We start from the raw sequence: 23,674 nt of genomic DNA, 5'->3' as shown, positions 1-23,674 counted from the left end.
TTTTCGATACCCCACCCAGCCGGTCCTTCGGCGCAAGACGAGACGCCCTCGCCCCTCATCGCGACTGCTTCCATGCCGTACCGAGTAACGCAAGAGCGTCTTGGCTGAGGCCGGATACGGTCATCGCCGCATGTTCGGCGTGACCGGTCTCAGTTTCAGGCCTGAGCGCACCAGCATCGTCCGAGCCACCGAAGGCCTGACCGATGGTCACAGTCACGCCCGCGCGCACGGCCGCGTCGACGGCGGCGGCGAGTTCGGTGATGGTGAGATGTTCGAAGACCAGTTGCGGGGAGAGTGGGAGGCCGATTTCGTTGGCGCGAGCCGACCATTGGATGGAGATGACGCTGTCGCCGCCGAGGGCGAAGAAGCCATCGTCGGGGCCTACGTCATCGATCTCGAGTAGTTCTTCGAGGATGGCGATGAGTTGCCGCTGCGTCTCGGTGCTCGCGGCATCCGATGACACCGAGCCATCCGAAGCCATCGCCTTATCGGATGAGCTCACCGAGGTCACCGAACCGTTCAGCGAGATCGCGGCACGATCGCCGATCCCCGGACGCACCGACGCCGGTGCCGGTGCCGGTGCCGGTGCCGGTGCCGGTGCCGCCGCGAAGGACAGTCGACCCGAGCAGTCCCAGCGCGCCCGGTCCCCCGTCCGCGACAGTTTCGCACCGGCTGTCGGTGCGAACGGATCATCGATGAATCCGGTGTCCGAATCCGCGTACCCGACAGCGAGTCCCGCACCGCCTACGTAGATGTCTCCGAAGACGCCGGGCGGCACCGGCCGCAATGCCTCATCCAGCACCAGCACCCTGGCACCCGGTATCGGACGGGCCCGCCCGCTGCCGTCGAGCACGCCGCGCAGCACCGGCCCCGCGTGCTCGGCGATCCGATAGTCGAAGGTGGCTATAGAACCGGCGGACAGCGCCGGAAGCAGGTCGGGAAGCGCTGCGGGCCAACTGGTTCCAGTAACCTCCCAGCGCCGCACCGTCGGCAGCATCGACACACCGGTGTGCACGAACCTGGTGAGCGTGGCGGGGTCGGCAACCACGTGCGTCGCGGCGTGCGCGGTGATCAGCTCCACCAGGGCAACCGGGTCCTCGCGCTGCGATTCGGTGGCGATGACGAGCGTCGCGCCATCGGCAAGTGCGGCGACCAGCTCGATATCGATAGTCGTGCCCGTCCACGGTGCCGCGACCAGACGTACGTCCGGCGAACCGGTTGCGCGGTCGAGGAATTCGGTGCGCCGGTCGGCGGCGACCGACCGGCTGTCCGCTACGGCAATCGCTATCGCATGCGGTGTCAGCGCGAGAGCCGACCCATCGACATCCGAGATTCCCAGCACCCCACCGGAATTCGCGATCATATCGAGTGCGGCGAGACGCCGAAGCACACCGTCGATCGAAGCGCCGCCGGCTTCCGGTGCGACATAGTCGAGCAGCATATTGGACGTGTTGGAATGCGAGAGATCGTGCACCACGTCGCTATTCGCGGCATTGTCGCTTGCCGCACCCGACGTTCCATCGATCACGCCGCCGCTGGAACCCGCCCGGCTTTGCCGGTCGAGCTGGTCGAACAGTGCACCGTAGCTGAGAGATTCGTGCCCGCACAGGACCGCGGGCCGCTGCGCGGGCACGCCGCGACCGCGCTGAACCAGCTGAAGCAGGCTGGGGGTCCCAGAAACATCGACACCGGTGGCCCATTCACCGAGCACGCGCTCTCGCTCGTCGGCGGCCAGCACATCGAGTTCCCCGATGGTGGACTCCGGGTGGTCAGCGAATGCGGTCAGAACTCGAATCATCCGCTGCGCAAACAATTCTCCGGTCCTCGGATCGTACAGATCGGTATTGACGATGACGCTCGCATCGAACCCGCCGCCATTACCGGCGAAGAAGTTGATACTCAGATCCAGTAGCGAAATGTCGAAGTCCAACGGCAGCACCGTCATCGAGGTTCCGGCATCGAAGCCCGCACCCGTGGTGTCCCAGTCCTCTACCCGGAAGTGCATCATTACCTGGAACAGCGGGTTACGGGCCCGCGATCGCGGCGGGTTCAGCGCATCGACCAGGCGTTCGATGGGAATGTCCTGGTTGCCGTAAGCGCGCAGCGCGGTGTCGCGGGCACGTTCGAGCACGGTCCGCAGTGTCGGGTCGCCGGCCAGGTCGTTGCGCAGGACCACCATATTCGCCAACAGTCCGACGAGCTCGGCGGCGGCCGGGTCGACGCGGCCCGCGATCGGGGTACCAAGCGGAATGTCCACGCCCGCACCGAGTTTGTGCAGCAGCGTCACCACCGCGGCCTGGTAGAGCATGAACTCGCTGGCCCCCACCGATTCCGCCATGGCCTGTAGCCGGGCGCGCAGGGCTGCGGGTACCTCGAAGGCGACGACATGACCGTTCTTGCCCAGTACGGCCGGACGCGGACGATCCGGCGCGACATTGATCTCCTCGGGCAGGCCCGCGAGCGTGGTACGCCAGTAATCGACCTGGTTGTCGAGCGAATCGACGACATCGCGCTGCCAGAGTGCGTAGTCCGCGTACTGGACTTCCAGCGCGGGCCAATCCGGTTCACTGCCGGTGGTTCGTGCTCGATAAGCGGTGGACAGTTCACTCAGGATCGTCCGGAACGACCAGTGGTCGGCCACCAAGTGATGCACGAGTAGTGACAACACATGCGTCCGCGCGTCCAGCGTGAAGATCTGCGGTCGGATCAGCAACTCGGAATCCACCGCGAAGCGGTACCGTCCCGCTTCGGCCAGTTCGTCGCGCAACCGGTCCCGATCCTCCAGCACCGTGACCGGCACGTCGATGGGCCCGGCCGGTCGCACCGACTGATACGGCACGCCACCCTGCTCCGGGAACACCGTCCGTAGCACCTCATGTCTGGCGACGACATCTCCGAGTGCGACAGCCAGCGTGTCGATTTCCAGCGGGCCATCGAGCCGGACCGCGAACGGAATATTGCCGATCGCGCTCGGCCCCTCCAGCTTTCGCTGGAACCACAGCGCGAGCTGTGAGTAGGACAGCGGAACATGCTCGGGCCGTTGTCGTTTCGCCAGCACGGGCACAGCGGCGACCACGCGAGCGGTAGTTCCCTCGATGACTGCGGCAAGACCGGCCACCGTCGGCGCGTCGAACGGTGCCCGCACATCGATCTCGACCCCGAATTCGGTGCGAATCCGCACCACGAGCCGGGTGGCCAGCAGCGAATGACCGCCGAGTTCGAAGAACGAATCGTCGGCACCGACCTGGTCGCGACCGAAGATCTCGCCGAACAGCGCGGCCAGCCGTATCTCGGTGGCGGTGCCGGGTTCCCGGTAGCGGTGGGTGGTGGCACGCTCGGGATCCGGCAGCGCGCGCCGGTCCAGCTTGCCGTGCACGGTCAGCGGGATCTCGTCGATCACGGCGAACGCTGCGGGAACCATGTACTCCGGCAGCACCGCCGCGGCATGCGAACGCACATCGTCGAGGCTCAGTGTGGACACCAAAAGCCCCTGTTCCGGAACGATATACGCGGCAAGCATCGCACCGACCGCCTGATCGGCGACCGCGATTACGACACAGTGACCGACACCGGGGTATGCGGCGATGACCGCCTCGACCTCACCGAGTTCGATACGGAAACCACGCACCTTGACCTGTTCATCCGCGCGTCCGACGAACTCGATCTCACCATTGCTGTTGCGCCGCGCCAAGTCTCCGGTGCGATATAGGCGAGCACCAGGCGCGAACGGGTCGGCGACGAAACGTTCGGCGGTGAGGCCGCGTCGATTCAGGTAGCCGCGCGCCAATTGCACACCACCCAAATAGATTTCACCGACCACACCGGAAGGCACCAGTTGCAGTGCCTCGTCGAGCACGTACACGGTGACGTTCTGATTCGGCATACCGATCGGCACGATCCGGGTGCCCTGCGGACCGTCCACCGTCATATGGGTCGCACACACTACGGCCTCGGTCGGCCCGTAATGGTTGCGCAGCTCGGCATCGAAGACCCCCGCGAACTTGTCGGCCACCTCGCCGGGCAACGCCTCGCCGCCGACCGGAACATGGCGCAGCGCCCGCCATTCGCTGACCTCGGGCAGCAGCAGGAAGGTGCTGAGCATCGAGGGCACCATATGCAGCACAGTCACCCCGCAGCGGGTGATCAGCTCGGCCACGTACGGAATATCACGGAATGCGTCCGGCTTCGGAATCACCAGCCGGGCACCGAGGGTCAGGGTCACAAAGATATCCAGCAGCGAGGCATCGAAGCTCACCGACGACGATTGCAGCAGCCGGTCTTCGGCGGTCATGCTCCACTCGGCGTTGAAGCCGGACAAATGCTCGGCGATCGCGGCGTGCGAGACCGGGACGCCCTTGGGCTTTCCGGTGGAACCCGAGGTGTAGATGACGTAAGCGAGGTTCTGCGGCAGTAGCGGGCGGACTCGATCGCTGTCGGCTGGATCTGTGGCGGGCAGCACGTTCGCGGCGGTCTCGGCGGCAGCGAGTTCGACTCGGCCGAGCACCATGCGCGGTGCGGCGTCCGTGACCAGGTAGTCGATGCGATCCTGCGGGTAGGCCGGATCGATCGGCAGATACGCGGCGCCCGCTTTGAGTACGCCCAGGACCGCGACAACGAACTCGACCGAGTTCGACAAGCGCAATCCGACGATCTCCTCGGTACCGATGCCCTGACCGATCAGCCAGTGCGCCAGTCGATTCGCGCGATGGTTCAGTTCGGCGTAGCCGAGCTCGACGTCGAGCTCGACGCGGGTACCCGGCGCGACGATCGCGAGCGCGTCCGGCGTCGCCGCTACCCGGTCCTCGAATAGTGCGACCAGGGTGCTCGATGCCGCCTCGACGATCTCACCGTGCGAGCGCGCGACGATCTCGGCCCGGTCGGCGGTGCCGAGCATGTCGATGTCGCCGAGCCTGCGCTGCGGGGTGGTCAGCGCGCTGTCGAGCAACTGCAAAAGATGCCCGAGCAACTGCCCGACCAAGGCACCGTCGAGATCGGCGATTCGGTATTCGGCCTCCAGGTGCGCGCCCTCGTCGGCCATCACCACGGTGAGGCCGAGCGGAACCTGCGCGACCTGGCTGCCCAGATCCAGCTGTCTGGCTTCGACCCCGTCCAGGTCGAAGCCATCGGCACTCTTGCGCACGCTGAACCCGAGGCTGACCAGCTGTTCGAGCCCGTCGCGACCGCCGACCCGACGCGGATTCGCCTCGCGGACCACACTGTCGATCCCGACACCTTGGTGCGCGAAAGCGCCGAGGCAGGTGTCACGGATGGTCCGGGTGAAGTCGGCGAACGAGTCGTTCGCGCCGATGGTGGCGCGCAGCAGCAGGGTGTTGCCGAAGTAGCCGATCAGGGGTTGCGCCGCCGCATCGCGCACCGTAATGGGAACCGAGACAAGGAAATCCGTCGCCGCAGTGTACCGGTGGATCACCGCGTCGTAGGCGGCGAGCCAGACCATGAAGGGGGTGGCGCCGTTGGCCCTGGCGAAGCTCTCGACCCGCTCGACCAGCTCGCGAGTCAGGGGAACGGTGCGGCGGTCGGCCCGCTTGGCGGAGGCGGCGGTCGTGGCGGAAACACCCGGCAGTTCCAGCGCCTCGGGCAGTGGGCGCAGGGTGCTGCGCCAGTATTCGATATCGCTCGCGTCATCGTGGGAGGCGGTGTCGCCGAAAACCGCAACATCGACGAACTGCGCGTCCGGCCGACCGGGCGCTGACACTGCTACCGCGTCGCTCACACCGCGATAGGCGGCATTCAGCTCGGCGAACAGGACCGCCCATGAATCGTCGTCCCAGCTGATGTGATGCACCACCAGCACGAGGGTGTACTCCTCGGCGCCGGTGCGCACCAGGCTGACTCGCAGCGGTGACTCGACGGAGAGGTCGAACGGCCTGCCGAACTCACGGCGGGCGAGCACCTCCAGCCTGCGTGGCCTGGCGGACTCCGGCTGGTCGGTGAGATCGTGTGTCTGCCAGGACACTTCTATGCTGGTGTCGACGAGCTGGTACGGCTCGCCGTCCTCGCCGGTGCCATAGGTGGTGCGCAGGATGTCGTGGTGGTCGAGCACTGCGGTCATCGCGTCGCGAAGGCGTATCTCGTCGAGCGTGCCGGTCAATCGGTAGGCGACACAGATATTGAGGGTCGTGTCCTCTGGATCGCGGGTTTGCAGGAACCACATCCGGCGCTGCGCCGCCGAAAGCGGCTGATGCTCCCCCGGTTTCGCGCGCCGAGTCGGCGCGGACGCGGGTTGGGTCGCGGTCAGGCCGCTTTCGGATAACCGCCTGCGCAGCAGCGCCTTTCGGCGCTCCGGCACGCTGATGAGCTCATTGTTCGACATGGCATCCTCCGCCTAGACGTTGCTGCCGGCCATCAGGCGTACGACGTCGTCCAACGACGCGCCGCCCAGAATGGCCGCCACCGGGAGATCGCGGTTCAGTTCGGCCCGCACCCGCTTGCGGAAGTCCAGTGCCTGCAGGGAATCGAGGCCGAGGGCCACCAGCGGCACCGAGCCGTCGAAACCATTGTCGCCTTCGGTCCCCATGACCTTGCCCAGCTGCGTGCGCACCTGGTCGGACAGCGACGCACCCGTCGGCACGACCGGCACCTGCTCGACGGCATCGGGAACCACGGCCGCGCTCGGTGGCTCGTGTCGCGGCACCTGATCGAGCACCTCGGTCAGGATCGGCCCGAAACCCACCGCGGACATCAGCGCGTGCACCTGCGCCCAGTCGGCCGCCGCCACCAGGCGGTTTCCCGGCCTGCCGCGTTCCGCGTGCTCGGTGAGCCCGACCGTCAGTGCCGCACCGGGATCCATCGGAACCACACCGGCCGCGGTGACGCGGTCCAGGCCGACCGCGTGCAGCGGACCCGCGAGATCCCAGATACCCCATTGCACCGCAACGGCATTCATGCCGGTCGCGCGCAACCGCATGGCCAGCACATCGAGCATCCGATTGACCGTGGCGTAGAGAATCTGGCCCCGGCCGCCGAAAGTCGCTGCCGCCGAAGAACAGATGATTATCCGGCAATCCTCGGTCAACGGCAGCGAACGCAGCAGCAGCTCGGTGCCGATGATCTTGGAGCTCGCCATCTCCAGCACCTTGGCGGACGTGACGTCGGCGAGTTCCGCGCCGACATAGTTCACCCCGGCGTGCACCAGCATGCTCACCGGGTCCGCGTGCGCGGAGACGAATCGGCGCACTGCCGCCTCGTCGGTCACATCGCACGCGACAACTACGACCTCGGCCGCACCGATTTCCCGGATTGCTCGCAGGCGCCCCGCCACCGCGTCGGTTGCTCCCGAGCGGCTCAGTAGCGTGATACGTCGCGCACCGCGTTCGGCGAGGTACTCACCGAACTTCAAGCCCAAAGTGCCGGTGCCACCGACGATCACGACATGATCGAGGTCATTCGCGCCGGGGCCGATCGACTCGGCGACCGGTTGCGAATCGACCTCGAGCCGCTTTGCGTAGAGGCCGCGGTCGCGCAGAGCCAACTGCGGCTCATCCTTGGCGTGCAGGGCGCGAACGATCGCGTCGGCGTCGGCATCAGGAGATTCCAGATCCAGATGCCGGAAGGCGGTGCCGATGTGCTCCATTCCGATGCAACGGAATCCGGCGGACAACGCGCCGTGGAAAAGATGCGGCGAGCGATCGTCGGCGAGCACCGACTCGCCACCAATCGTCAGTAGCCAACAGTCGGTGATGCTCGCATCGAGCGTTGGCAGCCAAGGTGATTCGAAGAAGTCGGCGACCTCGCGCACTGCGGCGGGACCATCCATATCCGGCAGCTCCGCCAGCAGCACCACAACGGTGTCGTGCCCGGCGGGCTCCGGAGTGGCCGGATCGAAGACGGTCGCACTACCGCCATGGTTGTAGGCCGCAGTCCCCAACGCCGCGGCCATATCACCGCAGCGTCCGGTCGGGTCGACAATCAGGAGCGTGCGTGGCGAGACCAGCGATCGGCGCTCCAAACGTATCCACTTCTCGGCGAGGCGGTCCGGATATCGACCCGCGGCCGCCGCTGCGTCGAGACGTGGCGCCGTCTCGTACTGCTGTGCAGCCCACAGCTTTTGCGGATTGAGCACCGTATTGGGGAAATCACGCAGCGGCAATCGAACCGGGGCAGCGGAATCGGACTCGACTCGCAACGCCTCCCACCGGTAGTTCAGGTCGTGGACCACGACCGTCGCGAGGTTTCTGGTGAACTCCGCGAGTCCCGTAGCCGTTCGCACCGAGGTTCCGATTACCTGGAACTCGCGCGGCGCCAACCCCACCTCGTGCGGTACCAGCGTCAGGTTCTCCTGCACCGCCAACTGCAACATCGGATGCTCCGACACCTCGACAAAAGTGTCCACCCCGTCGGCGGCCGCGGCGACGATCGCCCGGTCGAACCGCACGCGATTGCGCAGATTCCAGTACCAGTACTCCTCCTGCCGCAGCTCGGATCCGATCGCCGCACCGAGAGTGGCCCCGTAACAGGGGACATCACTATCAGCGAAAGTGAGGCTGCTCATCTCGTCGCCGAGGAAGGCTTCGAAATCCGCCCTCAGCTCGGCCACGATCGAGGTATGCGCCGGATAGGCGACCCGAATCTCCCTGGCGAACTGTCCCTTCGCAGTCGCGGTGGCGACCATCTCCACGATCGTGTCCTGGTCACCCGAAATGGCAAGGATGTGTGGCGAATTGATCACCGACAGTTCCGCCCACCCGGAGTTGCGGGCCATCAGGTCTTCGCAGCTGTCGCGGTCCATGCCGAGCACGGCCATGGAGTAGCCGCGCGGAGAGATCCGCTCGACCAGTCGCGCCCGATGGGTCACGGCGAGCACCGAATCGCGCCGCGTCATCACACCGGACACCGCGCCGGCGGCCAGTTCGCCCTGGCTGTGCCCGACGGTCGCGGCCGGTTCCACCCCGGCGGCGCGCCACATGGCGGCCAGCCCGGCCATATGGAACATCAACGCCGGCTGCACTTCCCAGACCGCGTCCGCGTATTCCCCCTCGTGTCCGAGTAGGTAGTGCAGCGGGCCCGAATGTCCGAAACGCTGGTCATGGATCTGCGCGCACGCGTCGATCTCGGCCCGATATGCCTCGGACGCCGCGTAATACAGCGCCCCCATCCCCGGCCGCTGACTGCCCTGGCCGGGAAATACGAACCCGATCCGACGGGCCGACGCCACGCCGGTCGTCGATACCACCGCCGAATGTTCGGCGCCCGCGACGATCGCGGACAGCGCGTCAAGGAGTTGGTCGCGGTCATCGACCATGGCCAGCGCGCGATACCTGCGTGCCACCCGTGTGCGAAACAGCATGTCCGCCAGCTGGTCCGGCGATACGTGCGGATGCTGCTCCAGGTAGTTCCTGATAGCCGCCGCTTCACCGCGCACCCCGCCCTCGGTGTCCGACGACAGCGATACGGGAATGGTGCCGTCCGGGAGTCGATAGTCAGACATCAGACCTCCTCGGCGTAGTGCGGGGCTGGTGATCCTCCAGCACCGGCATCGCCACGATGGCGTGTGCGTTGGTTCCGGCTACTCCGAACGACGAGACCGCGCCGTATCGGACGCCATCAATTGCAGCCCATGGTTCGAGTTCGGTAGCCAGGCGCAGATTTGTTGTATACCAGTCGATTTCAGTTGTCGGGCGGTCCGCGTACAGGCTCGCGGGGATCTGTCCATTGACACCGCTCAGCAGCACTTTGATCAGGCCGAGAATCCCTGAGGCCGCCTGCGCGTGCCCCATGTTCGACTTGACCGAACCCAATAGCGGCCCTTCGGTTTCGCGATCCGTGCCGCCATAGACCCGAGCCAGCGCGGCCAGCTCGAGCGGGTCACCGACCGGTGTCCCGGTGCCGTGTCCTTCGATCATTCCGATATCGTCGGCCCGAATTCCAGACGCGGACAGGGTCTTCTCGATCAACCGCTGCTGTGCCGAGGCACTCGGCACCGCGATGGGCGCGCCCTTGCCATTGTGGTTCACCCGCGAGGCGAGCAGCCGCCCGTAGATCCGATGGCCGAGTTCCCTGGCCCGCGACTCGTGTTCGACCACAACCACTCCGGCACCCTCACCCCACAGGGTGCCGGTGGCGTCGGCCGCGTAGGACCGGCAATGCCCGTCGGTGGCCAGCGCATTGTTCTTCGAGAATTCGACAAATGCTGCGGGCGAGCCCATTACGCATACCGCGCCGGCCAGCGCCCACTCACATTCACCCGCGCGCACCGCGTTCGCGGCCAGGTGCAGTGCCGTCAACGAGGACGCGCACGCGGTATCGGTGGTGAGCGAGGGCCCGACCAGGCCGAGTCCATGCGAGATTCGCCCGGCGATCGCGCCCAGGGCCGTGCCCGTAACCCGATAGCCGGTGTGTTCCGTGACCGCCGACGACGCGGGACCGTACTCATTGATCGACGCGCCCATGAAGCAGCCGACTTCCGCCCCGTCCAGCGCACCCGGGTTGATGCCCGCGTTCTCCAGCGCCCGCCAGGCCACCCGCAGTGCGACACGCTGCTGAGGGTCCATCGCAACCGCCTCACGCGGGGTAATCCCGAAGAACGGCGGATCGAATTCGGTCGCACCCGACAGGAATCCACCCGCATCGCAGACTCGACCCCAACCTTCGGTGCGATGCAGTGAAAGCAGTTGGTCGATCGGCCATTCCCGATTCCGGGGAAATGGTCCGATGAGTTCGCGCGCGTCCGCGAGGGCCGACCAGAATTCGGCAAGGGTATCGATGCCGCCCGGCGCCTCCACCGCCATTCCGGAAATGACGATCGGGTCTGCTGTGTGTGTCATTTGACCCGATTCATCTCCGACGCGAGCAATTCCGCGATACCTGCGGCACTGTCGTTCAGATAGAAGTGTCCGCCGTCGAAGACGGTCACCTCGATATCCTGTGCACTGTGACCAGCCCAGGCATACAATTCGCGCGTGGTGATCAGATGGTCTTCCGCACCGCCGAGAACGTGAATCTTCGCCGCCACCCGCACGTCCGCCGGGCAGGCGTACGCGTCGAAGGCGCGGTAATCGGCCTTCACCACCGGCAACGCCATACGCATGACTTCGCGGCTGGCCAGCACGTCGGCTCCGGTGCCTTCCAGCGCGGACAGGTGGTCGAGGATCTGCTCGTCGTCGGTCGGATGCGGCGGCAGTTCGACCGCACGCCCCGGCGAAACAGCGGCAGACGGAGCCAACAGCCGAACCTCCACGCCCGCCGCCTCGGCGGCGCGAACGAATTCGAACGCCACCATGGCGCCCATGCTGTGACCGAAAACCGTAATTGGAATGCCGCGATTGTGCTCGGAGGCAAGGAATTCCGCGAGGGCTCCGGCCGCGATCTCGGGTAGGGTTTCCATTGCCGACTCGCGGGCGCGGTCCTGCCGCCCCGGATATTGGAAGATCAGCACATCGAAGTGTTCGCTGAGAACCTTGGAGAGGGCCCTATAGGCGGAGGCACCACTTCCCGCATGCGGGCAGATCAGCAATGGTGGAAGTTCGATCTCACCGGGCTTATGGAATTGCCGGATCCATCCGAGATTTGCTGGCATTTCTAGACTCCTGCACTAGCTAGTTCATTCGGCGGTGAGATAGCCACCGCGAACGAAGAATTCGGCCGCCGAATGCTCGACGCCGTCGGCGCCGCGCACCCGGGTGATCACCAGGCCGCGATTGCGCCCCCGGTGCGCCTCCTGGCCGACGACCACCGCGCCACCGCCTTCCTGCACGATGACCCGGCCTGGCGTTCCGCCGTAGCGCGCCTCCGAAACGACCGCCTCCAGCACCTCGATGCGCTCGCCTCGATAGAACGTGAACGCGCGCGGGTACGGGTCGGACAGCGCGCGCACGAAACGCTCGAGATCGACTGCGGGCCAGGTCCAATCGATGCGGCTGTCGCGCTCGGAGCGCTTGTGGAAGTAGGTCCGCTCGGATTTGTGTTGCGGTCGCCATTGCGCGGTACCGGATTCGAGCGCGGCGAGAGCTTCATGCAGCGCGCCGGGAATGAGTTCCATTCCGCGCAAGACCAATTCGGTGCCGGTGTCGGTCGCCGCGATCGGCAGCGAGCGTTGCACCAGGATGTCGCCGGTGTCCAAGCCCTCGTCCATCCGATGGATGGTCAGGCCGGTTTCGGACTCGCCACTGATCAGCGCCCACAGCACCGGCGAGAACCCGGTGAACTTCGGCAGCAACGAATCGTGCAGGTTCAAGGTGCCATGTGTGGGCAGGTTGTACAGCTCGGCGGGCATCCAGGTGTACCAGCTGTTCACCACGATCACATCCGGCTCGGCACGCTTGACCAGGTCGATTGTTGCCGCGTCGGCGCGTTCGGTGAGGTGCACCGCAATGCCCTGCTCGTTGGCCAGCTCCTCGACCGAGTCCGACCAGATCCCCTTGTAGGAGTCCGCGCTGGCCGGGTGGGTGATTGCGAGCACGACCTCGTGCTCCGAATCGATCAGGGCCTGTAGGGTTTTGCGCCCCCAGGTCTGGAAGCCGAACGACACGATACGCATGAAGAGAACCTCACCTAGAACGAATTAAGGGTAGCCTACCCTAGTATTGCGGAGTCGATGCGGGCAGTCCCGCGGACTCCAGCTGGCCCGCGAACCGACGCGGTGCGCAATACGCGATCCGAAAGTTCGCCGAGGCAACTGAGATTCGGGAAACCGGGCCCTTGTGCGAGCGCGGCCATATTCGGGAGGAACAGCTTGGCCTCCAGCCCCGACACCGCGAGGTCGTAACCGATCGACGATTCGATCCGCGCCTGATTCAGCGGACCACCGACCGCGAGCTCGAGCAGGTCGGCCACATTCGCGTCGAAAAGCTCGAGAAACCACAGCGGCTGCCCGCCGGTCGCATCGACCACCAGATCGAAGGCGTGCACCTGGTCCGGGCGGCGATCATTACGCAATGTCATCGCGACACCGTCACCGTGTTCGGCGACCCGCACCACCCGGCCCCGCAGGTGATGCACACGATTGTCACCGATCAGGCTCTCCTGCACCCGCACCGAGAAGACACCGCGATCGGTGCGACGGATGACATCGCGACGCTCCTCCATGCCCAACGCGTTCCATTTGATCGGATCGCTGAAAAGTGAGTTCTCGAAGTAACTCTCGCCTCGCGTATAGATCGTCGCCTGCGGCGAGATGACCGAGATGGTCAGCATGTCGTGGCGGACGAGCTCGTCCAGCGCCGACCCCGCGGTCTCACCGCCGCCGATCACCGCCGCGCGTGAGGACGGCGGCAGACCGCGCTTGCCCGCCAGATCCCAGAATTCGGCAATGCTCAGCACCCGTGGATGTTCGGCCAGAGCTTGGCGGCTGCGGCCAGGGCCGGTGATCATCAGTGCGTCCGTGTCGATTTCGGTGGTCAGGCCGTCGGCGTCGGTCACCGAGACCAGCCAGCCATCGGCGGCGGCCGCGACCGAATCCACCGTGGCGAAGACCACCTCGAGATCGATTGCGCGCGCCACCCACTGCAGGTATTTGGCCCACACATGATGGTGCGGGCTGGGTCGACCGCGGTCGACCCATTCGGCGTAGGTGCCATGCTCGACGAGGAACGATGTCCAGCTGTACGCCGTCATGGCCGCGTCGATCTCGCGATTGCGTCCGCGCGCCCAGGTCGAGCGATACGGGAAGCCGACGTCCTTTTCCGGGCTGGTGCCGAGCCGATGCTGCCCATCGGTCCAGCCGCCGCTGGGCAGCCAATTGCCGCCGACCGCGTGCGCCTCCACCACCACGACCCGCGGCGCGGGCAAACCCAGCTGCCGCAACACGTGCGCTTTCGCCGCCACCGCAAGGGCTTTCGGGCCGGCGCCCACCACAAGAAGCGTTTCCACCGGTTCTCCTCTGCTCAATATGCCGCGGTGATCTGCCGCACCAGTACCGCTATCTTCTTTGCATAGGCTTACCTTATATTGCACAGTAGTACCAGCCCGCGAACGGACGCACTCACGCAGACAAACGAATGGACGCACCGATGATCAACCCCGGAACAAGTCGGCTGAGCCACCAAGGCAAATGCACGGTCGCCAGCATCGCGATGCTGGCCCGCACGGTGTAAATACCTGCGCCACAACGGCAATGCGCCTCCGGTCGCGAGGGTTATTTGCCGCATTCGAAGTCAGTGATCCAGACCACAGACGACTCCCAGGTGTTCTTAGGCTAACCTTAGTTGTATGGGTAGAGGATTCGAAGGCTTGATGCTGAAGGCGTGGCGTGCCGAGGACTACCGGCTCACGGTCACCTCGACCGAATACGTCACCGACAAGTACCTGCGGCTCGGCTTCTCCGCAGGAGGGCTGCTCGCCGACCACCCCATTCACCCCACCCAGTGGGTTCGGCTCTGGATCCCCGACGGCGAGAAGGAACATCAGCGCGGTTACACCCTCGTCGACCCCGACCCGGCCGACGACACGTTCTCGATCGAATTCGCCGTGCACCACGGCCCCGCTTCGGTGTGGGCCCAAAATGCCACGGCCGGTGACGAAATCGATGTTTCGGTGCTCGGCTCCGACTTCGAACTCCCCGATCCGCTGCCCAGCGAGTTCCTTATCTTCGGCGATACCGCATCGCTGCCCGCGATCAATTCGCTGCTCGACGCGATCGGCGATGTCCCGGCCCGCGTCTGGCTGGAATGGCAATACGAATCCGACACAATGTTGCCGGTTCGCAATAGACCGCAGCATCAGGTGACCTGGCTGCAGCGCATAGACGACGGCAGGCTGCTGCGCGAGCAGGCGCACGAAATTGACTGCTCGCAAGACGCTTACGCCTGGGTGGCCTGCGACGGTCATACGACGCGCACGATCGTCAAGGCGCTCGGGACAACTCATGGTCTGCCCAAGACATCGATCAAATCCCGGGCGTACTGGAAATAGTTCCAAGGCATATATGCCAGCGCCACAACACTTCTCGCGCCTCATACTCGCTCCCGCCCGAACGAGTACGAGGCCCTGGGAATGCGGTGGCGTTTCTAGACCGCAACGGGCTCCAGACGCCAACCCGAAGCACGGGAGCGTTCGTTCCAGAAGTCCGCGTAGCGCCCATCGAGCGCCAATAGCTCGTCGTGCGTTCCGCGTTCGGCAATGCGGCCACCGTCCAGGAACAGGATCTGGTCGGCGTGCGCAATGGTTGCCAGGCGATGTGCGACGACGATCACCGTCTTGTCCCTGGTGATTTCGTGCATGCCACGGACCACAACGGCCTCGCTGTGCGGATCCAGCGCACTGGTCGCCTCGTCGAGTAGCACGATCGGCGCGTCCTCGAGCAGGGCGCGGGCGATCGAAACCCGTTGCCGCTCACCACCAGACAGTGTCGCGCCGCCCTCACCGACGGCGGTGTCGAGCCCATCGGGCAGTCGCTCGACGATCTCGTCCACCCTGGCCGCCTCGACCACCCGGCGCAGTTCGGCATCGGTGGCTTCGGGCCTGCCGATTCGAATGTTGTCGGCCACGGACTGGTCGAACAGATAGACATTCTGAAAGACCAGCGACAGCTGGTCGAGCAGGGTCTCCGAAGGTTGCTCACGCACGTCGTGCCCGCAGACCGCGACCCGGCCGGAGTCGACGTCGTAGAACCGGGCGACAAGTCTCAGCAGTGTCGTCTTGCCCGCGCCGCTCGGGCCGACAATCGCCGTCGTCGTGCCCGCGGGTACCGAGAACGTCAAATCTGACAGCACCGGTTCGCCGGGCCGGTATCCGAACGAGACATCGTCGAAGACAACCGACGGCGCCCCCGGTATGACCGGCTTCTTCGACTCCGGCAGTGCCGGTTGCGCGAGCAACTCGGTGACCCGGTCGGCTGCCGCCGCGGCCGAGCGCAACGCATTGCCCAGCTGCGCGGCCTGATTCAACGGCTCGATGAACCGGGCACTCACCGCGATCAGCGCGATCGTGGCTGCGGCCGAGATCGCACCGTCGGTCATCCTGCCCACGGCGAGGTAGACCAGCACCAGAAAGACCGCCTGTACGAACAGTGCGAACACGATCAGCCCCGGCACTGTCGCGAACATCAGCCGTGAGATGGCCGAGCGCTGCCGCGTCAGCGCACTGTCCAGTGCCCGGTTACCAGGGCCGACCGCACCGAAGGCCCGCAATACCGGCTGTGCCTGCGCGAATTCGACCACCCGCGAATCAGCTTCGGCCGCGGCGGCGTGCATTCGTTCATCCGACCGGGTGTACGCGCGGTTGGCGACACCATTGATCAGGTACAACACCGGGGCGGCCAGCAGCATGGCCACCGCTATCGGCCAATCAATGAACAACATGCCGACCGCGACCCCCAACGGAACCAGGATGCTGGTGAACACCTTGGCCAGCAGATACGCGATCAGGCCCTGGATTTCGCGCACATTCTCCACAACGATCCGCGACAGCGGTCCGGCGCTGTGCGTCTCGAACCAACCCAGCGGCAATGCGTTCAGATGATCGCCGAGGCGGGTTTGCAGGCCACGCTGCATGCCGACACCGATCCGCAGTCCGATCGCGGCTTGCAGGTACCCGAAAATGACCACCGCGGCGACGGCGACCAGCATCCACAGCGCCCAGAACCAGGCCCGACCGAGGTCATCATCGAACAGAGCCTCCAGCACCGGCACCAGCAATAGGTAGGCGAGCGCCTGACTCAATGCCGCACCGACGATGGCAGCCAGCAGTTTCGGTGTGAGGTGGGCGAACTCGCCCGGAACCAGTCCGAGAACCTTACCGATCATCGTGTCCCCTCTTTCGATACGCCATCCCCGACCAGTGCGAGTCGACTCAGCGCGGCCTCGTTGATTTCCCACAGGCTCTGATAGGTGCCACCGGCCTCACACAGGCTGTCGTGATCGCCCTGCTCGACCAGAGTCCCGTTCTCCAGCACCAGAATTCGGTCGACACCGGTGATGGTGTGCAGGCGATGCGCGATGACCAGCACCGTACGTCCGGCGACCAGCACGGCGAGCGCATCCTGTACGGCGGCCTCCGATTCCGGGTCGGCGAACGCGGTCGCCTCGTCCAACACGAGCACCGGGGTATCAGCGAGCAGCGCCCGCGCGATCGAAAGCCGTTGCGCCTCACCGCCCGACAGCGTCGCATCGACGCCTATCTCGGAATCGTAGCCACGCGGCAGCGCCAGGATCCGATGGTGGATCTGGGCCGCTCGCGCCGCGCGTTCGAGCGCATCGTCGCCCGCGTCGGGCCGGGCGAGCTGGAGATTTTCCCGCACCGTGCCGCGGATCAGCCGCACGTCCTGGAACACGAATCCGACGGTGCGATACAGCTCGTCGGATGGATAGTCGCGAATATCCTTGCCCGAGATGGTGATACGACCAGCGGTGACGTCATAGAAGCGTGGTAGCAGCTTGGCCAGTGTCGATTTACCGGATCCACTCGGACCGACCAGCGCGGTGATAGTGCCCGGCGCGAGTTCGAGATCGATACCGCGCAGCACCTCGTGATCGGCGCGATAGCCGAACCGGACATCCTCGAAACGGACTGTGCCGGCGACTGTCCGTGGGTCCCGCGCCGAGTCCACGGGCGGCCGCGAGGTCAATTCGGGCGTCTGTTGCAGCTCATGCAGTCGCACGGCGGCGGCACCGGCCGCGCGTAATGCCTGCGAACCGTAACCCAAACCGAGTAGCGAACTCCCCAATCCGAGACCGACCAGCAAGAACGGCAACACATCCAGTGGCGCCACCCAGTCAAGGCCGACCATGACAAGCCCACCGAGCACGACGACCAGCATGACGAAAACCGGAGCCACCACAATGTCGGACGCCGACTGGACCCGGATAATCGGTGTCTTCAACCGATCCAGGCTCTTGGCCTGACCGTCCACCGCGTCCTGAAATGTTTTGTGCGCCTTGCCGGCTTGACCGAACGCCCGGACAACCTGGATACCGTCGACGAATTCGATGGTCGCGTCCTGGGTGCGCCGCTCCCAGCGGTTGTAGACCGCCATCCGGTCCCGGCCGTCCTGATCCATCATTCTGCCGAACAACACCGCGTAGGCGACCAACGGAATAAGCAACACCAGGGTGAGCCGCCAATCGACGGTGACCAGGTAGCCGAGCGTGACAAGCGGGACGGTGAGCGCGCCGACGAATTCCAGCCTCGCGTGCGCCACCAGATAGTGCAGTGCCTCCACGTCGTCCTGCAGATACTTCTTTACCTCGCCGGAGGACCGCTCACCGAACCAGCCGAGCGGCACCCTGGTCAGCTTCGCGGCAAGCAGCCTGCGCAGCGTGAGCTGGTAACTAGCGTCCACCAGGTGCGACCAGGTCAATGCCGCCGCCTGCAAGAGCCCACGCGCTGCGAGCACGAGGACCGCGATCAGCAGCAGCCGCCACACGCGATCGGTGTCGACCGAATCGGCGAGCAGCTCACCGCACGCCTCGACGATCAGGATGAACGGCACCACGGTGCCCACCGAGGCGATGGCGACGATGATGCTCGCGAGCGTAAGCGTGCGCCGCACCGGCGCGAGAATCTCCTTGCGCGCCAATGCTTCTTGCTGTTTGCGCTCCTTCCGTACCGCTCGCGGCGGCCGGTTCCCCGTATCCGCAGTCGCTACCGGTGCGACCTCCACCGTCATCTGACCTCGCCTCTCGACCTTCGTGAATCTCGCCGGAATCGCCCTCATCCTCACACAAGCGCGGCCAAAAAGGTAGGTAAGGCTAAGTTACATCCCCGTTGTCGTTCACACCGGTTCCCGGTCGGCTCCGTCCGAGGTGCGGCGACTACCGTTGGTCTCGATGAGAAGGCGGCAGCAGCCGCCGTTGCCCAAGCGGCACGGCCTGGATCCAGCCCGCCTCCGAATGCCGGAGGAGGGCGATTGGGCGACCGTCCGTGACCATTTGGTCGAACGGCTGCCCCGAGTGCCCCCGGCGCGCATCGACCAACTGCTGCACGAAGGTGGAATCGTCGATCTCGACGGACCGATTGCGCCCGACGCGCCCTATAAGCCCGGCGGGGCCGTCTGGTTCCATCGCGATCTGCCCGAAGAAACCACGGTCCCATTCGATATCACCGTGGTGCATCGCGACGACGACCTGCTGGTGATCGACAAGCCGCACTTCCTCGCGACCATTCCGCGCGGCCAGCACATCCTGCAAACCGCACTGGTTCGGCTACGCCGCGAACTCGACCTGCCCGATCTGATACCCGCGCACCGACTCGACCGTGTCACGGCCGGACTGATTCTGTTCGTGATCGACCCGGCCCGCCGCGGCGCATACCAGACCATGTTCCACAGGCGCACCGTCGGCAAAGAATACGAGGCGATCGCACCGTTCGATCCCGATCTCGAACTGCCACGCACGGTCCGCAGCCGGATCATCAAGGAAAAACAGGTGCTCGCGGCGCAGGAAGTGCCGGGTGAGCCCAATGCCGAAACACGGATCGAACTGCTGGAGCATCGCGACGGCCTGGGCCGCTATCGACTGCGCCCGCATACCGGCCGCACCCATCAATTGCGTCTACACATGAACGGTCTGGGAATCCCGATCCTCGGTGACGACTTCTATCCGGATATCACCGACAAACCGGTCGACGATTTCACCCGGCCATTACAGCTACTCGCGGCGGCGCTCGAGTTCACCGATCCGATCAGCGGCGAGCCGCGTCGTTTCGAAACGACGCGCACGCTACAAGCATGGGATGACCCGGAAAAGTGGGCAGGCTGACACCACCCGGCGCTCCAGCCCCGCTCACATCGGTCTGCTTCGTCACACGCCAATTCTCGTAAACGATCATGGTGAATCGGACATTGCCACGCTCATGAGCGAAAAATGAGCTACGACGCCGAATTCCCGATTTCAATGCCTGCCCGGCCGGTCCGCCTTTCGTCGGCGCCGCGGGTTCCGCACATCCGTACACTTGGCCGGGTGCTTCAACAGGACCTCGAGGAAACGGCTCCGCCCCGCCACAAACTGCACGCGTACATCGATGTGGTCGTCGTCGTGGCCGTCCTGGCAGGCACCAATCTGATCGCCCATTTCACCACCGTGTGGGCCAGCATCTTCACCGTCCCGCTCGCCGCCGTCATCCTGCTCGCGCTGGTTCGTCGCCGCGGCCTCGGCTGGTCGGAGCTCGGGCTTTCCCCAAGACATTGGCGGCGCGGGTCGCTGTACGCGCTGGGTGCGGTGGGCTTGGTGCTCGCCGTCGTGGCGATCGGCGCCGCACTGCCGATCACTCGGCCGTTCTTCCTCGCCGACCGTTACGCCACCATCTCCGGTGCGCTCATCGCATCGATGATCGTGATCCCGCTGCAAACGGCTATCCCCGAGGAACTGGCCTTCCGCGGTGTCCTGCACGGCACCCTCGACCGCGTCTATGGCGTGCGCGGTGTCTTCGCGACAGGCTCACTACTTTTCGGCATGTGGCACATCGCCTCATCGCTCGGTCTGACCAGCAGCAACCATGGCCTGACCGGATTCATCGGTGGCGGCCCGGCGGGTCAGATCATCGGCATCCTGCTCGCCGTCATCGCCACCGCGGCCGCGGGCATGGTCTTCACCTGGCTGCGGCGACGCAGCGGCAGCCTGCTCGCGCCGATAGCCTTGCACTGGTCGCTCAACGGCGCTGGCGCGCTTGCCGCGGCGATTGTCTGGCAAACTACCTTCGCCTGATCGGGCGCGCCGCACGCGGCGTTGCAAGACAAGCTCTCGGCCGCACAGCGAATCCGCACCGGTGCACACCGATCGCCGCGCCCATTCCGGGGCCCCGGCGTAGCCGACATGGTCCACGATCCATCATTCGACGACCGACCGCGCCGGGCTGCGGCCTGCCGATACGAAGTCTCGAGTTGCGACATTGCCGAGTCAGCTGTTTGCTCGAACCATGTGAACGCTGTCATTGACCACGACCAGATGCCGGTTTAGTCTCACTGCGATCACACGTATGTTCGAGCAAGTAGGGCGCACGGTTTGACGCCTACTCCTGGGAAGGCTCGCTATGCCCGACGAACAGTCGGCCGGCAGTTCCGAGATCGCGGCGTTGGCGCAGCAGGTGGCCACCGCGCGGGGGAAGCTACCGCTGCAGCACGATTCGGCATTGCTCGCGGTGCTGTCCGATGAGGAAGTCGCGGCGGAACGCGAGCTCGCGGAATGGGTTCGGACACAGCGGCGGCTACAGCGACGCCGCGCTGTGGAGGACGAACTCGCGGCCGAAGTGCGGGATCGGCGGACCGCGGCGGCGATCCGCAAGGCCGATGACGCCGATGCTCGCTGGCACCGCCGGGCGCTGGCGGCACGACGCCGGGTGTCGAATCAGGATGCGCGACTGGCTCAGTTGTATCGACGGGCCGAATGGTCCTCGCGCGCATTGATCGCGGTCGTAGTGCTCGGCATGGTGTGGGCCGGGGTGAACGTTCAGCACAACCTCGTGCCGAGCGGCGATATGACCGATCCGTTGTACTGGCTGAGTTATGGCATCGAGGCCATGATCTCGATCCCGATCATCACCATTATGGTGGCCGCGACAACCGCCGCCCGGTGGGGCCGAGAACTGGCCCGAGGCAAGGTGATCTTCTTCGAGGCAGCCCTGCTCGGCACCACCATCGCACTCAACGCCGGTCCGCATCTCGCCGCGGGCGCGCTCGGCCGTGCCGCCGAATACGCGATCGCACCGATCATGGTCGGCGTCGTAATCTGGCTGCACGCTTGGGTATCCGCGCGTTACGCCCTACTCATCGATAGCGCGCCCGTCGTCGATGCCGATGACGGGCCCAACCTCCAGCAAAGCCGGCGAGTTGTGGCCACCGTGCCGACAATCCCACGCGACGAGCCGGCGGACCTCCTCGAATTACTCGCCAACCACGACGTGGATCCACTCGCCGATCCAACGATCGGCCCGACCGGCGGGACCCTCGAATCCAACAGCGGCACCACGTCTCCTGAACAGCACTCGACGGGTGGCGATCGGTTACACACGGGCGCGCGCACTGCCCAGAGCGGGCAGCGTTCCGCAACGCCGATCGTCGATGCCGGTGACCGACCCGGCGCCAGCAAAGCGCAGCCCGACACCAACGACATTCGGATCGGCCCCGACGAGATTCAGTCCGGCTCCGACGAAATTGGGCCCAGCTCCAGCGACATTCAGCCCGACGCGATCAACCATCAGGGCTCGATGTCGGGCGATCACACCGATCTCGGCCTGGACCAATCCGTCCGCGGCGGCACTCAACTCCAGGTAGCGAGCGCCGAGGACAACAAGCGTTCCACTGCCGAGGAGCCTCGCGGCAACTCAGTTGACGTGAGCAATGAAACCGCCCAAGCTCTGCCCGCCGAACCCCCTTACTCCGAGACCGACGACATTGTCGCCGAACTGGACGACGTCGAAGTATGGGCGGCAGCAAGGGAAATCGCCGAACGCGGGCTGTCCACCCTCCCTGTCGAGCAACTGGCCGAAATCCTCACCCTCGCCGACCAATCCTGGACCCCCCTCGGCATCGGCAGCGAAGTCGGCCTCCCCCGCTCCTCCGTGGCCCGAGTCCTCGACTCCGCCCGCAAAGTCCGCAGGCCCTACGCCGTCAGTTGACGAACAAACGCGAGCCTTTCGCTCCGACCGATATCGCCAACGCAACGCCGAGCACGAGGGCGAGTACTGCGGACGCGCCGAACCCCGCTCGGAACCCGCCCGCGTCGATGGCGATGCCCGCGAGGGAACTACCGATGCCATTGCCGAAGGTCATGGACGCACCATGCCAACCGATCGCTTCGCCGCGACCGCCTTCCGGAACGACTCGACTCAACTGGTCGACTGACGCGATAACCGTTGGTGCGCAGAAGAGTCCGGCTACGAAGCCCGCCACCGCGAGGGATGCCGGTCCACCGACTACAGCCATCGGAACGGTGACGGCGCCCAGCGCGGCAAGCAGAACATAGGTCGAGATCGATCGATTCAATGCGCCGTAGACGAGGCCGCCGGCCAGCGACCCCAAACCCCACGCGGCCATCACCGCACCAAGCCATCGCTGCGCGTCGAACTCCCGCATAGCGGCGACAAGGGTCAGTTCGGCAGCGGCGAGCGCCACCATCGCCACATTCGCACCGATGCACAGCGCGATGAATTCGATCTGGAACCAGCTGCGACGCGTGACCGCCACCTTCGCATTGTCGTCGGTATCCGACCGCAATGGCGGATTCAGCAACCACAGGAGAATCCCGGCGAGCACATGACACATCTGCGCGCAGAACAGCACCGCCGTCGTCGACCAGCAGGTGGCCGCAGCGACTCCGAGCACCGGCCCGACCATGAAGGCCAACTCCACCGATACCGACTCCAACGCGAGTGCGGATTGCCTGTTCTGCTCGACAGTTGCCGCGATAACCGCCTGGCGAACCACTCCGAAGATGGGGATATCGACCAGTCCGGCGACCCCGGCGAACACCAGCAACGGAACATAGTCGACGAACGGCGCGACCGACCAGCACACCGCACCGACCAGAATGGACGGTGCGATCGTGCGCCGCAACCCCATCCGGTCGAGCAATCTGCCACGCCACGGCCCACTCAACGCGGTACACAGGGTGACGACCGTGCTCAGCACCCCTGCCTGAAAATAGGAGCCGTGCAACGTCTGCACAACATGCAACGCGAGCAGTACAGCCCCCGCGAAGAACGGAATCCGGACCAGCGTCCCTAGCAGGATGACGTTGCGGACTGCCGGATTGGACAGAATCTGCCGATAGGACCGCACCGCCCGAGA

Annotated in this window: 13 protein-coding genes; 4 read left to right on the top strand and 9 right to left on the bottom strand. The window is 65.5% G+C overall.

Going from position 1 to position 23,674, the window contains the following annotated elements; translation table 11 throughout:
* Positions 1 to 55: 55 nt before the first annotated feature.
* The 6 genes from LKE06_RS10860 to LKE06_RS10835 are packed head-to-tail and all read right to left on the bottom strand — an operon-like array spanning position 56 to position 13,824.
* Positions 56 to 6,331 carry a non-ribosomal peptide synthetase gene (locus LKE06_RS10860; protein WP_227998464.1) on the bottom strand — a complete coding sequence of 2,092 codons (6,276 nt, stop codon included), beginning with the start codon at positions 6,329 to 6,331 and terminating at the stop codon, positions 56 to 58.
* A gap of 12 nt (positions 6,332 to 6,343) precedes the next feature.
* The gene (gene nbtC, locus LKE06_RS10855; RefSeq protein WP_227998463.1) at positions 6,344 to 9,445 is read right to left on the bottom strand and encodes a nocobactin polyketide synthase NbtC; all 3,102 of its coding nucleotides are present in this window, start codon (positions 9,443 to 9,445) and stop codon (positions 6,344 to 6,346) included.
* Positions 9,438 to 10,781 carry a beta-ketoacyl [acyl carrier protein] synthase domain-containing protein gene (locus LKE06_RS10850; protein WP_227998462.1) on the bottom strand — a complete coding sequence of 448 codons (1,344 nt, stop codon included), beginning with the start codon at positions 10,779 to 10,781 and terminating at the stop codon, positions 9,438 to 9,440. Before LKE06_RS10850 ends, nbtC begins: the two co-directional genes overlap by 8 nt.
* Positions 10,778 to 11,533, bottom strand: a complete 756-nt coding sequence (locus LKE06_RS10845) for a thioesterase II family protein (protein WP_227998461.1) — start codon at positions 11,531 to 11,533, stop codon at positions 10,778 to 10,780. Before LKE06_RS10845 ends, LKE06_RS10850 begins: the two co-directional genes overlap by 4 nt.
* A gap of 24 nt (positions 11,534 to 11,557) precedes the next feature.
* Complete coding sequence (locus tag LKE06_RS10840) at positions 11,558 to 12,493, bottom strand: methionyl-tRNA formyltransferase (RefSeq protein WP_227998460.1); 936 nt, start codon at positions 12,491 to 12,493, stop codon at positions 11,558 to 11,560.
* A gap of 35 nt (positions 12,494 to 12,528) precedes the next feature.
* Positions 12,529 to 13,824, bottom strand: coding sequence for a SidA/IucD/PvdA family monooxygenase (locus LKE06_RS10835; protein ID WP_227998459.1), 1,296 nt, complete (start codon positions 13,822 to 13,824; stop codon positions 12,529 to 12,531).
* Positions 13,825 to 14,163: 339 nt separating this feature from the next.
* On the opposite strand from LKE06_RS10835, the gene LKE06_RS10830 reads away from it, so the two are divergent.
* Positions 14,164 to 14,865, top strand: coding sequence for a siderophore-interacting protein (locus LKE06_RS10830; protein ID WP_227998458.1), 702 nt, complete (start codon positions 14,164 to 14,166; stop codon positions 14,863 to 14,865).
* 95 nt (positions 14,866 to 14,960) lie between these two features.
* Here LKE06_RS10830 and LKE06_RS10825 read toward each other — a convergent pair whose 3' ends face one another.
* Both LKE06_RS10825 and LKE06_RS10820 read right to left on the bottom strand, forming a co-directional pair.
* Positions 14,961 to 16,697, bottom strand: a complete 1,737-nt coding sequence (locus LKE06_RS10825; protein WP_227998457.1) for an ABC transporter ATP-binding protein — start codon at positions 16,695 to 16,697, stop codon at positions 14,961 to 14,963.
* Positions 16,694 to 18,559: an ABC transporter ATP-binding protein gene (locus LKE06_RS10820; protein ID WP_227998456.1), complete on the bottom strand. Its 1,866-nt coding sequence runs from the start codon at positions 18,557 to 18,559 to the stop codon at positions 16,694 to 16,696. The genes LKE06_RS10825 and LKE06_RS10820 overlap by 4 nt, the downstream gene beginning before the upstream one ends.
* A gap of 160 nt (positions 18,560 to 18,719) precedes the next feature.
* Between LKE06_RS10820 and LKE06_RS10815 the strand changes: the two genes are divergently transcribed.
* The 3 genes from LKE06_RS10815 to LKE06_RS10805 all read left to right on the top strand — a co-directional run bounded on the left by LKE06_RS10815 (position 18,720) and on the right by LKE06_RS10805 (position 22,503).
* The gene (locus tag LKE06_RS10815) at positions 18,720 to 19,649 is read left to right on the top strand and encodes an RluA family pseudouridine synthase (protein WP_227998455.1); all 930 of its coding nucleotides are present in this window, start codon (positions 18,720 to 18,722) and stop codon (positions 19,647 to 19,649) included.
* A 201-nt stretch (positions 19,650 to 19,850) separates the two neighbouring features.
* Positions 19,851 to 20,594: a CPBP family intramembrane glutamic endopeptidase gene (locus LKE06_RS10810; RefSeq protein ID WP_227998454.1), complete on the top strand. Its 744-nt coding sequence runs from the start codon at positions 19,851 to 19,853 to the stop codon at positions 20,592 to 20,594.
* A 325-nt stretch (positions 20,595 to 20,919) separates the two neighbouring features.
* A complete protein-coding gene (locus LKE06_RS10805) occupies positions 20,920 to 22,503 on the top strand; it encodes a hypothetical protein (protein WP_227998453.1) in 1,584 nt (527 codons plus the stop codon).
* On the opposite strand, the gene LKE06_RS10800 is transcribed toward LKE06_RS10805, so the two are convergent.
* Positions 22,496 to 23,665: an MFS transporter gene (locus LKE06_RS10800; protein WP_227998452.1), complete on the bottom strand. Its 1,170-nt coding sequence runs from the start codon at positions 23,663 to 23,665 to the stop codon at positions 22,496 to 22,498. The two genes, LKE06_RS10805 and LKE06_RS10800, sit on opposite strands and share 8 nt — an antisense overlap.
* Between the last annotated feature and the right edge of the window lie 9 nt (positions 23,666 to 23,674).

Source organism: Nocardia australiensis (assembly GCF_020733705.1).
Taxonomy (GTDB): Bacteria; Actinomycetota; Actinomycetes; order Mycobacteriales; family Mycobacteriaceae; genus Nocardia; species Nocardia australiensis.
This window is presented reverse-complemented; position numbering and strand designations above follow the sequence as displayed.

What these genes read in the sequence shown, in the direction of transcription:
- LKE06_RS10860 (WP_227998464.1), bottom strand. Translation starts at nt 6,331, where the DNA reads ATGTCGAACAATGAGCTCATCAGCGTGCCGGAGCGCCGAAAGGCGCTG.
- nbtC (WP_227998463.1), bottom strand. Translation starts at nt 9,445, where the DNA reads ATGTCTGACTATCGACTCCCGGACGGCACCATTCCCGTATCGCTGTCG.
- LKE06_RS10850 (WP_227998462.1), bottom strand. Translation starts at nt 10,781, where the DNA reads ATGACACACACAGCAGACCCGATCGTCATTTCCGGAATGGCGGTGGAG.
- LKE06_RS10845 (WP_227998461.1), bottom strand. Translation starts at nt 11,533, where the DNA reads ATGCCAGCAAATCTCGGATGGATCCGGCAATTCCATAAGCCCGGTGAG.
- LKE06_RS10840 (WP_227998460.1), bottom strand. Translation starts at nt 12,493, where the DNA reads ATGCGTATCGTGTCGTTCGGCTTCCAGACCTGGGGGCGCAAAACCCTA.
- LKE06_RS10830 (WP_227998458.1), top strand. Translation starts at nt 14,164, where the DNA reads ATGGGTAGAGGATTCGAAGGCTTGATGCTGAAGGCGTGGCGTGCCGAG.
- LKE06_RS10825 (WP_227998457.1), bottom strand. Translation starts at nt 16,697, where the DNA reads ATGATCGGTAAGGTTCTCGGACTGGTTCCGGGCGAGTTCGCCCACCTC.
- LKE06_RS10820 (WP_227998456.1), bottom strand. Translation starts at nt 18,559, where the DNA reads ATGACGGTGGAGGTCGCACCGGTAGCGACTGCGGATACGGGGAACCGG.
- LKE06_RS10815 (WP_227998455.1), top strand. Translation starts at nt 18,720, where the DNA reads ATGAGAAGGCGGCAGCAGCCGCCGTTGCCCAAGCGGCACGGCCTGGAT.
- LKE06_RS10805 (WP_227998453.1), top strand. Translation starts at nt 20,920, where the DNA reads ATGCCCGACGAACAGTCGGCCGGCAGTTCCGAGATCGCGGCGTTGGCG.